The sequence below is a fragment of the Agrobacterium sp. P15N1-A genome, from assembly GCF_044626815.1.
GTDB lineage: Bacteria > Pseudomonadota > Alphaproteobacteria > Rhizobiales > Rhizobiaceae > Agrobacterium > Agrobacterium leguminum.
The window spans coordinates 241,184-255,351 of sequence record NZ_JBIUPF010000005.1 but is presented as its reverse complement, the minus strand read 5'-3'; the positions used below and the strand labels follow the sequence as shown (position 1 = coordinate 255,351).

Below are 14,168 nucleotides of genomic sequence, written 5' to 3'. Positions count from 1 at the left end.
TGTTTTGAATATGGAGCGAGCGAGGGCGGCATATTTCTTCTCCCCGCCGGGGAGAAGGTCGCGGCAGCGGGATGAGGGGGCGCGTTCTCGGTCTATCGCTGGGTTGCCCCCTCATCCGACCCTTCGGGCCACCTTCTCCCCCTCGGGGAGAAGAAACGCACGGCACCGTTTCGCGAAGAGCCGCCAACCCGATACCGCCTTTCCGTGAAATATGAGGTACGTACATCATTTTTCAGTTTACCTCGACGGCAAAGCTGGATATGCAAAGGGGAGGGAGGAGCCATGAAGCCGACAGTTCACGATATCGCCGAGCGGGCGGGCGTCAGTCTCGCCACCATCGACCGGGTGCTGAACATGCGCCCCGGCGTGCATGCGGCAACGCGGGCACGGGTAGAGGCGGCCATTGCCGAGCTTGGTTACGTGCGCGATATCGCGGCCGCCAATCTGGCCAAGGGCCGCAATTATTCGCTGGTCTTCATCCTGCCGGGCAATGACAATTCCTTCATGGCGACGCTGCGCGCCGAAGTGCGGGCCGCAGCGGCACGGGCGCATCTGGAGCGCACGGCGATCCGCGTCATCGAGGTGCCGCCGTTCAATGCCACGGCACTGACGGAGGCTCTGGAAGTCGCGCGGCGGGAAAAACCCTCGGGCGTCGCCTTCGTCGCCACCGATTCCGAAGATGTGGCCGAAGCCGCCGACCGGCTGGCCGAAGACGGCATCGCCACGGTGACGCTGGTGTCCGATCTTTCCGGTTCGCGGCGGGATCATTATGCCGGTGTGGACAACGTCGCGGCCGGGCGCACGGCGGCGAGCCTGATGGGACGTTTTCTCTCCGGGCGCGGCGGCGATGTCGCGGTTGTCGCCGGCTCCATGCTGGTGCGCGACCATCGCGAACGTCTGGAAGGATTTCGTACCGTCATCGAATCCGAATTTCCGCAATTGCGGCTGCTGCCGGTGCTGGAGGGCAGGGACGATCCGCTGACCGTCGAGACGCTGGTGCGCAAGGCGCTCGGCAATGCCGCGCTCTCCGGCATCTACAGCCTCGGCGCGGGCAATCGCGGCCTCATCCGGGCGCTTGGCGCGGCAGAGGACGAAAGAGCGCTTTCGGTCATCGCCCATGAGCTGACGGAAAACACCGCCAATGCGCTGCGGGAAGGGCTGCTGGACGCCGTGCTCAACCAGGATGCCGGCCATGAGGTGCGCAGCGCCATCCGCGTGTTGAAGGCGCGGGCCGACGGCCTGCCCGTCATCGCCGCGCAGGAACGTATCCGTATCGACATATTCCTCAGGGACAATCTTCCCTGATGAGAGCATTTCCAGGAAAAGTGGCCGCCGGTTTTCCGTCCGGAATGCGGTGACTTTTAAAAAACGCTGAAAGCGGCGCATGGCGCGCCGGAATGGAGAAATACATGTATCTCGGTCTCGATCTTGGCACATCCGGCGTCAAAGCCCTGCTGATGGACGGCGATCAGAAAATCATCGGCTCGGCCAACGGCTCGCTGGAGGTTTCGCGCCCGCATCACGGCTGGTCCGAACAGGACCCGGCCGACTGGATTGCCGCGACGAAAACCGCCGTTGCCGGCCTGAAGCAGAAGTTTCCGAAGGAGCTTGCCGCCGTCAAGGGCATCGGCCTTTCCGGCCAGATGCATGGCGCGACGCTGATCGATGCGGCCGGCAAGGTGCTGCGCCTCTGCATCCTGTGGAACGACACGCGCTCTTATGCCGAGGCCGCCGCGCTGGATGCCGATCCGCGTTTCCGCAAGATCACCGGCAACATCGTCTTCCCCGGTTTCACCGCGCCGAAACTTGCCTGGGTGGCGAAGAACGAACCTGAAATCTTCGCGAAAGTGGCCAAGGTGTTGCTGCCGAAGGATTATCTGCGTCTGTGGCTGACGGGCGAATACATCTCCGAAATGTCGGATTCCGCCGGCACCTCCTGGCTCGATACCGGCGCGCGCAAATGGTCTTCCGAACTTCTCGCCGCCACCGGGCTGGATGAAAAACACATGCCCTCGCTGGTGGAAGGCACGGATGAGGCGGGCGTGCTGCGCGCCGAACTTGGCTCCGAATGGGGCATTTCCGGCCGCACCGTCGTTGCCGGCGGCGCGGGCGACAATGCTGCTTCCGCCTGCGGCATGGGCACGGTGAGGCAAGGCCATGCCTTCGTGTCGCTCGGCACATCCGGCGTGCTTTTCGCCGCCAATGCATCTTACCTGCCGAAGCCGGAAAGCGCCGTGCATGCCTTCTGCCATGCGCTGCCCAATACCTGGCACCAGATGGGCGTCATCCTCTCCGCCACCGATGCGCTGAACTGGTACTCGCGCCTCACCGGCCAATCCGTCGCCGATCTGACCGGCGAGCTGGGCGAGACGCTGCTTGCACCGACCGGGGTGACCTTCGCGCCCTATCTTTCTGGCGAGCGCACCCCGCATAACGACGCCGCCATTCGCGGCTCCTTCATCGGCCTTTCGCATGAAAGCGACCGCAAGGCGCTGACCCAGGCGGTGCTGGAAGGCGTGACTTTCGCGATCAGGGACAATCTCGAAGCGCTGAAATCGGCTGGCACGTCCATCTCCCGCGTCACCGCCATCGGCGGCGGTTCGCGCTCGGCCTATTGGCTGGCCTCCATCGCCACCTCGCTCGGCGTGCCCGTCGATATTCCAGCCGAGGGCGATTTCGGCGCCGCCTTCGGTGCGGCCCGCCTCGGCCTCATCGCCGCGACCGGGGCCGATCCGGTGGCGGTTTGCGCGCAGCCGGAAACGGCGCAGACCATCGAGCCGGTGGCGGCGCTGGCCGGCGCCTATGAGGAGGCTTACCGGCGCTATCATGCGCTTTATCCGGCTATTCGGGCGCTTTCGCATTGAGACACGGCGTGTGCGGCTTCACCCCCCTCTGCCCTGCCGGGCATCTCCCCCTCAAGGGGGGAGATCGACAAGCGGCTACATCTCGTCCTCATGCGAGGCTGAGTATGGAGCGATCGATAGCGTCCTGCTGATCTCCCCCCTTGAGGGGGAGATGTCCGGCAGGACAGAGGGGGGTGAGCGGCAAACGCCAACCCTGAAATTTCAGAACACCATCTAAACCCACCCCAAGAGGAGGATCACCATGAGCACAGGTTTCTTCGGCGATATCGCCAAGATCAAATATGAAGGCCCCGACAGCACCAACCCGCTGGCCTTCCGTCATTACAACCCCGACGAAATCGTCGCCGGCAAGCGCATGGAAGATCACCTGCGCTTCGCGGTGGCCTATTGGCATACCTTCACCTGGCCGGGCGGCGACCCCTTCGGCGGCCAGACCTTCCTGCGCCCATGGTTCGAAGATACGATGCAAGCGGCAAAACTGAAGGCCGACGTGGCTTTCGAATTCTTCTCGCTGCTCGGTTCGCCGTTCTACTGCTTCCACGACGCCGATGTGCGCCCGGAGGGCCGGAACTTCGCGGAGAATACCAAGAACCTCAACGAGATCGTTGATTATTTTGCCCAAAAGCAGGCCGATACCGGCGTGAAGCTTCTGTGGGGCACGGCGAACCTCTTCTCCAACCGCCGCTTCATGTCGGGCGCGGCGACCAATCCGGACCCGGATGTTTTCGCTTTCTCCGCTGCAACGGTGAAGACCTGCATGGACGCCACCAAGAAGCTCGGCGGCGCCAACTATGTTCTCTGGGGCGGCCGTGAAGGTTACGAGACCCTGCTCAACACCGATCTGTCGCGTGAACTCGACCAGCTCGGCCGCTTCCTCAATCTGGTGGTGGAGTATAAATACAAGATCGGCTTCGAAGGCACGATCCTGATCGAGCCGAAGCCGCAGGAGCCGACCAAGCACCAGTATGACTACGACGTCGCCACCGTTTACGCCTTCCTGCAGAAGAACGGTCTGGAAAAGGAAGTGAAGGTCAATATCGAGCAGGGCCACGCCATTCTCGCCGGCCATTCCTTCGAGCACGAACTGGCGATGGCCAATGCCTTCGGCATTTTCGGCTCCATCGACATGAACCGCAACGATTACCAGTCCGGCTGGGATACCGACCAGTTCCCCAATAACGTGCCGGAAATGGCGCTGGCTTATTACCATGTTCTGGCCGGTGGCGGTTTCAAGAACGGCGGCACCAACTTCGATTCCAAGCTGCGCCGTCAGTCGCTCGATCCGCAGGACCTGCTGATCGGCCATATTGGCGGCATGGATTGCTGCGCCCGCGGCCTGAAGGCGGCGGCGAAGATGATCGAGGACGGTGCGCTTTCGAAGCCGCTCAAGGACCGTTATGCCAAGTGGGAGGAGCCGGAAGCCCAGAAGATGCTGCGCGGCGAACTGAAGCTGGAAGAGATTGCCGCCCTGGTCGAACGCGAGGATATCAATCCCGAGCCGAAGTCCGGTCGTCAGGAATATCTCGAAAACGTGGTCAATCGTTACGTTTGACGCGATGGAGGGGGCGATGGCTACGTCGCCCCCTCATCGCCTCGCTACGCTCCGGCACTTCTCCCCGGCGGGGAGAAGAACAAGCTCCACACTCCTTGCCACGCTGAGGGCACGGCATATTTCTTCTCCCCGCCGGGGAGAAGGTGGCCCGAAGGGCCGGATGAGGGGGGCTTGCTCTCCGTTCTGCTCCAAAAGATGCGGAAAACTCTGCGCCAGCATTCCATCCTTTTCAGCCACTTCCGAAAAAATCCTTCCCCACTCATCCCCATCTGCCCATTTGGCCGCATCATTCCTCCCGCAACCGGAACGGAAGGGCGATACGCGCGGCGTCTTTCGCGAACCGGAGGCCGGCATCGACAAGCATGGTTCTGGCAGACCGTGTTTCGGAAAGGCATTCCGCCGGGCCAGAGGCGGGAAGGACCGATCCGATAGGTGCCGTGAAAAGGCTGTGACCGATGGGCTGCCCAGGCTGCCCTGATGATACGGCCCGGTGAATGCAACGACTTCCACCACCTCCCATCTCCCACCCGCATTCGCCGGGTCGATCTCTCGCGCCGCCGGCAAACCGCTGCGGCGGCGCGCCCGCATGCAAAGCGCTTTGGACTTGTTAACTGCGCATCCTGAAACGTTGTAGATTCCTGCCGCCCACGACTGTACCTGCCGGCCGACATGGTCTAAACCGCTGCTGATCTTTTCACGCTCGATGGACAGAGAAGGGCCTCGTAGATGACCGATCCCAAAACGCTAGCCGCCCGTTTCCCCGGCGATTTCCTGTTCGGCGTCGCGACCGCCTCGTTCCAGATCGAAGGCTCCACCCGGGCGGATGGCCGCAAGCCCTCCATCTGGGACGCCTTCTGCAACATGCCGGGCCACGTCTTCGAGCGTCACAATGGCGATATTGCCTGCGATCATTATAATCGCTGGGAGCAGGATCTCGATCTCATCAAGGACATGGGTGTCGAGGCCTATCGGTTCTCCATCGCCTGGCCGCGCATCATTCCGGATGGTTTCGGGCCGATCAACGAGAAGGGGCTCGATTTCTACGACCGCCTCGTCGATGGCTGCAAGGCGCGCGGTATCAAGACCTATGCGACGCTTTACCATTGGGATTTGCCGCTGACGCTGATGGGCGATGGTGGCTGGGCCTCGCGCTCCACCGCGCACGCTTTCCAGCGATACGCCAAGACCGTGATGGCCCGCCTGGGCGACCGGCTGGATGCGGTGGCGACCTTCAACGAACCCTGGTGCGCGGTGTGGCTCAGCCATCTCTATGGCATTCATGCGCCGGGAGAGCGCAACATGGAGGCGGCCCTTGCCGCCATGCATCACATCAATCTCGCCCATGGTTTCGGTGTGGAGGCATCCCGCCATGTCGCGCCGAAGGTGCCGGTGGGGCTGGTGCTGAATGCCCATTCCGTCATCCCGGCTTCCGATAGCGAGGCCGATCTCAAGGCCGCCGAACGGGCCTTCCAGTTCCACAACGGCGCGTTTTTCGATCCGGTCTTCAAGGGCGAATATCCGGCCGAGATGATGGAGGCGCTGGGAAGCCGCATGCCGGTGGTGGAGGCGGAAGACCTCGCCATCATCAGCCAGAAGCTAGACTGGTGGGGCCTGAATTATTACACGCCGATGCGCGTTGCCGACGATGCGACACCGGGCGCGGAATTCCCCGCGACCATACCGGCCCCGGCCGTCAGCGATGTGAAGACCGATATCGGCTGGGAGGTCTATGCCCCGGCGCTGCAGTCGCTGGTGGAAACGCTCTACAAGCGTTACGACCTGCCGGAATGCTACATCACCGAAAACGGCGCCTGCTATAATATGGACGTCGAAAACGGCGAGGTGGATGACCAGCCGCGTCTCGACTATTACGCCGAACACCTCGGCATCGTCGCCGATCTCATCCGCGAGGGTTATCCGATGCGCGGTTATTTCGCCTGGAGCCTGATGGATAATTTCGAATGGGCCGAGGGCTATCGCATGCGCTTCGGTCTCGTGCATGTGGATTACGACACACAGGTGCGCACGCTGAAGAACAGCGGTAAGTGGTACAGCACGCTAGCTTCGGGCTTTCCCAAGGGGAACCATGATGTGACGAAGGGGTGATACCTCTCCTCGTCACCATCAATGCAAGGCTCAAAGACGACAAGTTTCAACAGAGTTGATGACGTCGCCGATAACCTCAACGCGCCGCCCAATTCGCGCCGCGGCGGAACATGGTTTTCATCTGCGGCACGGAAAACTCCTTGGCCTGATGGCCGAGCGCCGAATAGAAGACGCGGCCCTTGCCGTATTTGCGTTTCCAGACCACCGGCATCACCACGCCGTCGATCCACCATGCGTGGTCGCCTGTAAACTTCGTCGTCGCCAGCACCTCGTTGGAGGGGTCGACATGCATGTAATATTGCTCCGATGTATAGGGGAAATCGGAAATCCCCTCCATCAGCGGATCGTCGGGGCGGGTGATGTTGACATGGTAGTCGATGATATTGCCGGGATGGGCAACCCACTGGCCGCCGATCATGAACTGATATTCGACGCATTCGCGGAAACTGTCGCCCGCGCCACCGTGAAAGCCGGCAATGCCGACGCCGTTTTCCACGGCGGCCGTCAGGTTCTTGATCTCTTCCTTCTCGATCTTCGACATGGTGACGATGGGCACGACGAGGCTGAGATCATGCACTGAAGGATCGGCGAAAGCTTCCGTGCTGTGCTCGACATAGACCTTGAAACCGTCTTCCTCCAGCATGTCCTTGACGATGGTGGCGCATTCCTGCGGTTCGTGGCCGCTCCAACCGCCCCAGACGATGAGTGCTTCGCGCATTTATTTCCTCCTCAGGATTATTTGCCGAGCTGGCCGTCGACCAGCGATGTTTCAAGCGGGGCAGGGCGCTCCGCCTTGGTGGTGATGGAAACGGCGGCGCCGCTGTCCGATGCGGTCTGGAAGGCTTCCATCACCTCCAGCACATGCAGGGCAAGATCGCCATTAGCGCGATGCGGGCGGTTTTCGCGGATCGCATGGGCCATATCCGCGACACCTATCGAGCGATAATTGCCGTCCGCATAGGGGGATGACAGCGCCTGCGGCTCGAACTGGCCGCCCTTCTTCAGCAATTGCACTTCGCCGCCGAAATGGTTTGGATCGGGAACGATCAGCGTGCCTTCAGTGCCATAGAGTTCCAGCGGCACATGTTTGTGGCCCGCTACATCGAAACTCATGCCCACCTGCACCACGGCGCCGTTCTCGAAAGCCAGCACGCCGGAAACATGAGTGGCGACATGGACGGGGATTTTTTCGCCGTTCTTCGGCTCGCTGGTGATGAGGCGCTCATTGCGTGGCGCGATGGCGAAACCCGCCACCCTGGCGACCGGGCCGAACAGGTTGACGAGATCGGTGATGTAATAGGGTCCCATATCCAGCATCGGCCCGCCGCCAACTTCGTAATAGAAGGCGGGGTTGGGGTGCCAGCGTTCATGGCCGGGGCACATGAAGGTGGCCGTGCCGCCAACCGGTTGGCCCAGCACGCCTTCGTCTATCAGTCGGCGTGCGGTCTGGTGCCCGCCGCCGAGGAAGGTATCCGGGGCCGAGCCGATGCGCAGACCCTTTGCCTTTGCCGCATCCGCCAGCCGTTTGCCCTCGGCGAAATTGATGCCGAGCGGTTTTTCGGAATAGGCGTGCTTGCCGGCGTCCAGCGCGCGCAGCCCCACCTCCACATGCGCCTTGGGAATGGTCAGATTGACGATGATCTCCACGGAAGGATCGGCGAGAAGCGCGTTGATGCTGGTTGCCTGAAGGCCGAATTCATCGGCGCGGGCTTTCGCCGCCGCCTCGTTCATATCCGCGAGACCGCGAATGTCGAGAATGGGAAACGACGCCATGGCCTTGAGATAGGCGCTGGAAATGTTGCCGCAGCCGATGATGCCGATACCGACCCTGTTCATGTGATTTCCTCCCGTAAATCAGAAATGCCAAGCCCGTGCTCAACCTTGCTGGTCAGAGTGCCGGCCCCGTGGTGTTCCATGGCGATTCGTAAAGCTCGTAAAGCGCGACGGCCGCTGCCCCCTGCGCCCATAATTCGTCGCTCGCAATGTCGAAAACAAGCTCGGCGACGCCGGCCAGCGAGGGCGGCACGGCGGCGTTGTAGCTGTCGCGGATGCTGGCGATGAAGGGTTCTCCGAGCTCGAGGCTGGAGCCGGTGATGATGACGCGCGGCGGCGCAAACAGGGTGACGATATTGGCAAGCGTCAGGCCGAGGGCTGCGCCGGCGCGCAAAGCGGCCGCGATGAGATCGTGGTCTTCCGCCGCGATCAATGCATGGGCATGCTGCATGCCACGGCCGAGCCGGATCGCCTCGGCAAAGCGCCCATCCGCAGGGCGTGAGCCCAGAATGGCGTTTTCACCCGCCTGACTCGCCAGCCGCACCGTGCCCTCATTGGCAAGGCCGATGACAAGATCGCCGAGATTGTGGCTGAGACCGCCGGCACCACGAAACAGCTGGTTCTGATGCAGCACGCCAAGCCCGAGCGTCTGTTCGAGCGAAATCAGCACCATGTCTTCCAGATCGCGCGCATGGCCGAACCAGTGGTGGGCGAGCGTGATGGCGTGGGCGTCGCTTTCGATGATGGTCGGCGAATTCAGCCGTGCGGTCATTTCCTCGGCGAAATTGACGTTTACTTCCCGCAAAATCGGGCTGCTGCGGATTTTCCCGGTGCGATGTTCGATGACGCCGGGCAGGCCGAGGCAGACCATGTCCACATCTTCCAGCGAAAGACCGGCATCGACCACGCAGCGGCGAACCCCGTCCTCCACCAGATCAGCGATGACGCCAATCGGCTGGCGGTCGACACGGATCGGCAGGGCAAGCGTCGAAAGCACGTTGCCGCAGAAATCGGTGACGACGAAGACCATGCGGCTCGCGGCGATCTTCGCGCCCACCACGCGGGCGGCATCCGGGTTCAGTTCCAGCATCACGCGCGGCCTGCCGCGTGCGCCTTCGGTGCGGATATCGCCGATATGGCGGGTGAGAATCAGCCCGTCATCGAGCAGGGAGGCGGTGATCGCCGAAACGGTGGTGGTGGAGAGCTGCGTTCTTTCGCTGATTTCCACCCGCGAGATCGGCCCATGGCGGCGGATACTGTCCAGCACGCTCAGCCTGTTGATCGCGCGCATTAATTCGGGGTCTGCGGTCTTCATGGGGTCCTGCTGCGATCGGGTTCGATCTAAAACGAATTTATATCGGATTGCGGATTAAATAACGTCTGCCGGGAGGGGTGTGTCAAGCCGTCAGGGTAAAAAATCAGCAACCCGCCTTGACATTGGGCAGGGCGTGGGGTGAATTAATCCGCATTGGGGAATAAATGGTGAGGAACCCCAGGGAGGATCACGAACATGACCTATTGGCACGCAGGCGCAAGCCTGAGCGGCAGGCGGATCGCCTTTGCCGCAACGACAAGCATAGCCCTGATGCTCGGCGCGGCCAGCGCCTCGGCGGCGACCGTCGTTAAATGGATGCATGTGGAATTGGACCCGAAATCCGTGGCTGTCTGGGAGGAGATCGCCAAGGAATACGAGGCCAAGCATCCCGATGTCGATATTCAGCTGCAGTTCCTCGAAAACGAGGCTTTCAAGGCAAAATTGCCGACGCTGCTGCAATCCAACGACGTGCCGGATTTTTTCTATAGCTGGGGTGGCGGCGTTCTTGAGGAACAGTCCAAGACCGGCGCACTGAAGGACCTGACGGAGGTTTTCGACGCCGATGGCGGCAAGCTGCGTCAGGCCTACAATGCATCCGCAATCGACGGCCTTTCTTTCGATGGCAAGGTCTGGGCCGTGCCCTACAAGGTCAGCCTCGTCAGCTTCTTCTATAACAAGGAGCTGTTTGCCAAGGCCGGGGTGAAGGCCGAGGACATCAAGACCTGGGACGATTTCAGCGCCACGGTCAAGAAGATCAAGGAAGCGGGCATCGTCCCGATCGCCGGCGGCGGCGGTGAAAAATGGCCGATCCATTTCTACTGGAGCTATCTCGTCATGCGCAATGGCGGGCAGGCCGTGTTCGATGCCGCCCGCAAGGGTGAGGGCGAAGGCTTCATGGATCCGGCCATCATCAAGGCCGGCGAGCAGCTGGCCGAATTCGGCAAGCTGGAACCCTTCCAGCCCGGTTATCTCGGCTCCACCTGGCCGCAGGCGCTCGGCGTCTTCGGTGATGGCAAGGCAGCGATTATTCTCGGTTTCGACAATACGGAAGCCAACCAGCGCAAGAATGCCGGTGACGGCAAGGGGCTGGCCGCAGACAATATCGGCCGCTTCGCCTTCCCCGTCGTCGAGGGCGGCGCGGGCAAGGCCACCGATACGCTGGGCGGTCTGAACGGCTGGGCAGTCACGAAAAATGCATCCAAGGAAGCCATTGATTTTGCGACATTCCTGACCAGCAAGGAAAGCGAAGAAAAGATGGCGGCTGCCGGCATGATCCTGCCGGTTGCGAGCGGAGCGGACGGCGCGGTCAAGAACCCGCTGCTGGCGGATTCGGCCAAACAGCTTGCCGGCTCCACCTGGCACCAGAACTTCTTCGACCAGACGCTGGGGGCCACCGTCGGCCGTGTCGTCAACGACGTCTCCGTCGAGATCGTTTCCGGCCAGATGAGCGCGGAAGAGGGCGCCAAGCAAATTCAGGACGCTTTCGAGCTTCGCTGATTTGTGTTCCATGACGGCGCCGCGCGGGATGCGGCGCCGCAATTATCTGCCTCCATGAAAGCGGATAGAGATGACGGATATTTCCATGACTTCTGCGTCGATACCGGCGCGCGGCGCGGCGAAGACAAAGCGCAAGCAAAGTTCGGTTGCGCATGACCGGGCGCTGACCCTTCTGGTCTTCCTGCCGCCGGCATTGTTGCTGTTTACCCTGTTCGTCATCCTGCCCATGGGCGAGGCGGCGTGGTACAGCCTTTATCGCTGGAACGGCTATGGCACGCCGACGGATTTCGTCGGCTTAAGGAATTTTCAGGTCCTGTTCGGCAATGCCGCCTTTTCGCAGGCCCTGCTCAATAACGGCCTCATCATCCTGATTTCCATTCTGATCCAGATCCCACTGGCCATCTGGCTCGCCACGATGCTGGCGCACCGCATTCCGGGCGTCGTCGCCTTCCGGCTGGTGTTCTTTCTGCCCTATGTCCTGGCGGATGTTGCGGCGGGTCTGATCTGGCGTTTCGTTTATGATGGCGATTATGGCCTGTTTGCTGCCATTTCCAATTTCTTCGGCTTTGCCAACCCTTACGTGCTGGCCGACAAGGATGTGGCGATCTATGCCGTGCTCGGCGTCATCGTCTGGAAATATTTCGGTTTCCACATGATGCTGTTCATCGCAGGCCTTCAGTCCGTCGACAAGAACGTGCTGGAAGCCGCCGAAATCGATGGCGCTTCCGGCTGGCAGAAGTTCCGTTATGTCACCCTGCCGATGCTCGGGTCCACCGTTCGTCTTTCCGTTTTCTTTGCGGTTATCGGCTCATTGCAGCTGTTCGACATGATCATGCCGCTCACCGGCGGCGGTCCGTCCAACTCCACGCAGACCATGGTCACGTTCCTCTACACTTACGGCGTCATGCGCATGCAGGTGGGGCTTGGCAGTGCGGTCGGCGTCGTTCTTTTCGTCATCTGCGTGACGCTCGCCTTCGGTTACAAAAGGATTTTCATGCGCCATGACTGACACATCCACCTCCGTCCGCATGCCGCTGCAAACCAAGCTTTATCTTTATATATCGCTAAGCCTGATCGCGGCCATCGTGCTCATCCCGTTGCTCACCACCGCACTTGGCGGCTTCAAGACGCTGGGAGACCTGCGCGTCAACCCGTTCGGCATTCCGGCGGAATGGCAATGGGCCAATTACGGTGATATTCTCTTCGGCAAACGTTACTGGCTGCAGATCTTCAATTCGCTGGTCATCGCGCTGTTGACGGTGTTCCTGACGCTCACCGTTTCGGCCATGGCGGCCTTCACCTTCGCGCATGTGAAGTTCTTCGGCTCGTCATTCCTGCTCAATTATTTCCTGCTGGGGCTGATGTTCCCGGCGGCCACCGCCATCCTGCCGCTGTTCATCCGCATCCGCGATCTCGGCCTGCTCGACACCTATTGGGGTGTGGTGCTGCCGCAGGTGGCCTTCGGGCTTGGCATGAGCATTCTTCTCTTCCGCAATTATTTCCGTAATCTGCCGGAGGAACTGTTTCAGGCCGCCTTCGTGGATGGCTGCGGGTATCTGCGCTTCTTCTGGCACATTTCCCTGCCGCTTTCGCGGCCGATCGTCGCCACCGTTGGCATCGTTTCCTTCGTTGGCAGCTGGAACAGCTATATCCTGCCGCTGATCATGCTGAATTCGGAATCGAAATATCCCTGGCCGCTCGGCATCATGGTTTATCGTGGCGAATTCGGCACCGAGTGGCAGCTGGTGCTCGCCTTCATCACGCTGACGATCCTGCCGACCGTCATCGTCTTCTTCCTCGCACAGAAACACATCATCGCGGGCCTGACGGCCGGTGCCGTCAAATCGTGACCTGAAAGGAGCAAAACATGGCTTCCGTCGAACTCAAGGATATCGCCAAGTCCTATGCCTCGCTCGATGTCATCCACGGCATCTCGCTTGATATAGCGGATGGTGAGTTCATCGCGCTGGTCGGCCCTTCCGGTTGCGGCAAGTCCACACTTTTGCGCATGATCGCCGGGCTGGAGGAAATCACCGGCGGGGATATCCTCATCGGCGACAGGGTGGTCAATGGCATGACCCCGCGTGAGCGCAACATCGCCATGGTGTTCCAGTCCTATGCGCTTTATCCGCATATGACGGTGGCCGAAAATATGGGCTTCAACCTGAAGCTCGCCGGCCAGCCGAAAAACGTCATCGAGGAGCGCGTGGCGGAAGCCGCCCGCATGCTCGACCTCGGCAAGCTTCTCGACCGCAAGCCCTCGCAGCTTTCCGGCGGGCAGCGCCAGCGTGTCGCCATGGGCCGGGCCGTGGTGCGCAACCCGGCGGTCTTCCTGTTCGATGAGCCGCTGTCAAACCTGGACGCCAAGCTGCGCGTGCAGATGCGCAGTGAAATCAAGGCGCTGCACCAGAAAGTTGGAACGACGTCCATCTATGTCACCCATGACCAGATCGAGGCGATGACACTGGCGGACCGGGTTGTGGTGCTCAATCACGGCCGCATCGAACAGCAGGGCACGCCGCTCGAACTTTACAAGACGCCCGCCAATCTCTTCGTCGCGGCCTTCATCGGCTCACCGGCCATGAACCTCATCGAATGCGTGGTCGATGGTGAGGGCGATCAGCCCGCCGCCCGGCTGAAGGACGGCACCGCGATCCGCATTGCCGCCTCCCGAAAGGTCAAACGCGGCCAGCCGGTAACGATCGGGCTTCGCCCCGAACATATCGGCTCGACCATTGGCGGTGATATCTCGCTTTCCGGCCGCACCGTCTTGGTGGAACCGACCGGTGCGCAGACCCATGTGGTCTTTGAACTGGCGGGTGATCAGGTGACGGCCGTGGTGGATGGCGAGCAGCTGGTGAAGGTCAACGCACCCTTTGCCGCCACCGTGCATCATGAGCGCGTGCATGTGTTCGACAGGGCCAGCGGGCTGGCGCTTTAAACCTACTTCGCTTTTTTAGTGAAATGGCGAAATTCTCTCGCCCCTCCGCTTTTGGGGCTTGTCTGAAAATTACGAGCGGTTAGCTTGGCGCTGGGAGTCAAAGCGGTTTTACCGCTAAAC

At 61.2% G+C, this 14,168-nt stretch carries 11 protein-coding genes; 8 read left to right on the top strand and 3 right to left on the bottom strand.

All coding sequences use genetic code 11. The features are described 5' to 3' along the window. The first annotated feature begins 282 nt into the window (after positions 1–282). The 4 genes from ACIK7D_RS18570 to ACIK7D_RS18555 all read left to right on the top strand — a co-directional run bounded on the left by ACIK7D_RS18570 (position 283) and on the right by ACIK7D_RS18555 (position 6,522). Positions 283–1,305 carry a LacI family DNA-binding transcriptional regulator gene (locus ACIK7D_RS18570; RefSeq protein ID WP_400157019.1) on the top strand — a complete coding sequence of 341 codons (1,023 nt, stop codon included), beginning with the start codon at positions 283–285 and terminating at the stop codon, positions 1,303–1,305. 104 nt (positions 1,306–1,409) lie between these two features. Further along, entirely contained in the window at positions 1,410–2,864 is a 1,455-nt protein-coding gene (gene xylB / locus ACIK7D_RS18565; RefSeq protein WP_400157018.1) for a xylulokinase, read from the top strand. A 241-nt stretch (positions 2,865–3,105) separates the two neighbouring features. Continuing rightward, complete coding sequence (gene xylA, locus ACIK7D_RS18560) at positions 3,106–4,416, top strand: xylose isomerase (protein ID WP_080820641.1); 1,311 nt, start codon at positions 3,106–3,108, stop codon at positions 4,414–4,416. Between the two features lie 726 nt (positions 4,417–5,142). Continuing rightward, positions 5,143–6,522 (top strand): GH1 family beta-glucosidase, encoded by a 1,380-nt coding sequence (locus ACIK7D_RS18555; RefSeq protein ID WP_400157017.1) that lies wholly within the window; start codon positions 5,143–5,145, stop codon positions 6,520–6,522. 76 nt (positions 6,523–6,598) lie between these two features. Here ACIK7D_RS18555 and ACIK7D_RS18550 read toward each other — a convergent pair whose 3' ends face one another. The 3 genes from ACIK7D_RS18550 to ACIK7D_RS18540 are packed head-to-tail and all read right to left on the bottom strand — an operon-like array spanning position 6,599 to position 9,610. After that, entirely contained in the window at positions 6,599–7,240 is a 642-nt protein-coding gene (locus ACIK7D_RS18550; RefSeq protein WP_003523774.1) for a ThuA domain-containing protein, read from the bottom strand. A 17-nt stretch (positions 7,241–7,257) separates the two neighbouring features. Continuing rightward, positions 7,258–8,358 (bottom strand): Gfo/Idh/MocA family protein, encoded by a 1,101-nt coding sequence (locus ACIK7D_RS18545; protein WP_400157016.1) that lies wholly within the window; start codon positions 8,356–8,358, stop codon positions 7,258–7,260. A 52-nt stretch (positions 8,359–8,410) separates the two neighbouring features. After that, positions 8,411–9,610: an ROK family transcriptional regulator gene (locus tag ACIK7D_RS18540; protein WP_020809468.1), complete on the bottom strand. Its 1,200-nt coding sequence runs from the start codon at positions 9,608–9,610 to the stop codon at positions 8,411–8,413. A gap of 195 nt (positions 9,611–9,805) precedes the next feature. Between ACIK7D_RS18540 and ACIK7D_RS18535 the strand changes: the two genes are divergently transcribed. The 4 genes from ACIK7D_RS18535 to ACIK7D_RS18520 all read left to right on the top strand — a co-directional run bounded on the left by ACIK7D_RS18535 (position 9,806) and on the right by ACIK7D_RS18520 (position 14,048). After that, positions 9,806–11,107: an ABC transporter substrate-binding protein gene (locus tag ACIK7D_RS18535; protein WP_400157015.1), complete on the top strand. Its 1,302-nt coding sequence runs from the start codon at positions 9,806–9,808 to the stop codon at positions 11,105–11,107. 70 nt (positions 11,108–11,177) lie between these two features. Next, positions 11,178–12,116 carry a carbohydrate ABC transporter permease gene (locus tag ACIK7D_RS18530; protein WP_400157014.1) on the top strand — a complete coding sequence of 313 codons (939 nt, stop codon included), beginning with the start codon at positions 11,178–11,180 and terminating at the stop codon, positions 12,114–12,116. Next, positions 12,109–12,957 (top strand): carbohydrate ABC transporter permease, encoded by an 849-nt coding sequence (locus tag ACIK7D_RS18525; protein WP_035220775.1) that lies wholly within the window; start codon positions 12,109–12,111, stop codon positions 12,955–12,957. The genes ACIK7D_RS18530 and ACIK7D_RS18525 overlap by 8 nt, the downstream gene beginning before the upstream one ends. Before the next feature lie 17 nt (positions 12,958–12,974). After that, positions 12,975–14,048: an ABC transporter ATP-binding protein gene (locus ACIK7D_RS18520; protein WP_400157013.1), complete on the top strand. Its 1,074-nt coding sequence runs from the start codon at positions 12,975–12,977 to the stop codon at positions 14,046–14,048. Positions 14,049–14,168 lie beyond the last annotated feature (120 nt).

Excerpts from the sequence above, each read along its gene's own strand:
- ACIK7D_RS18570 (WP_400157019.1), top strand. The coding sequence starts at position 283 with ATGAAGCCGACAGTTCACGATATCGCCGAGCGGGCGGGCGTCAGTCTC.
- ACIK7D_RS18550 (WP_003523774.1), bottom strand. The coding sequence starts at position 7,240 with ATGCGCGAAGCACTCATCGTCTGGGGCGGTTGGAGCGGCCACGAACCG.
- ACIK7D_RS18545 (WP_400157016.1), bottom strand. The coding sequence starts at position 8,358 with ATGAACAGGGTCGGTATCGGCATCATCGGCTGCGGCAACATTTCCAGC.
- ACIK7D_RS18535 (WP_400157015.1), top strand. The coding sequence starts at position 9,806 with ATGACCTATTGGCACGCAGGCGCAAGCCTGAGCGGCAGGCGGATCGCC.
- ACIK7D_RS18540 (WP_020809468.1), bottom strand. The coding sequence starts at position 9,610 with ATGAAGACCGCAGACCCCGAATTAATGCGCGCGATCAACAGGCTGAGC.
- ACIK7D_RS18520 (WP_400157013.1), top strand. The coding sequence starts at position 12,975 with ATGGCTTCCGTCGAACTCAAGGATATCGCCAAGTCCTATGCCTCGCTC.
- ACIK7D_RS18525 (WP_035220775.1), top strand. The coding sequence starts at position 12,109 with ATGACTGACACATCCACCTCCGTCCGCATGCCGCTGCAAACCAAGCTT.
- ACIK7D_RS18555 (WP_400157017.1), top strand. The coding sequence starts at position 5,143 with ATGACCGATCCCAAAACGCTAGCCGCCCGTTTCCCCGGCGATTTCCTG.
- xylB (WP_400157018.1), top strand. The coding sequence starts at position 1,410 with ATGTATCTCGGTCTCGATCTTGGCACATCCGGCGTCAAAGCCCTGCTG.
- xylA (WP_080820641.1), top strand. The coding sequence starts at position 3,106 with ATGAGCACAGGTTTCTTCGGCGATATCGCCAAGATCAAATATGAAGGC.
- ACIK7D_RS18530 (WP_400157014.1), top strand. The coding sequence starts at position 11,178 with ATGACGGATATTTCCATGACTTCTGCGTCGATACCGGCGCGCGGCGCG.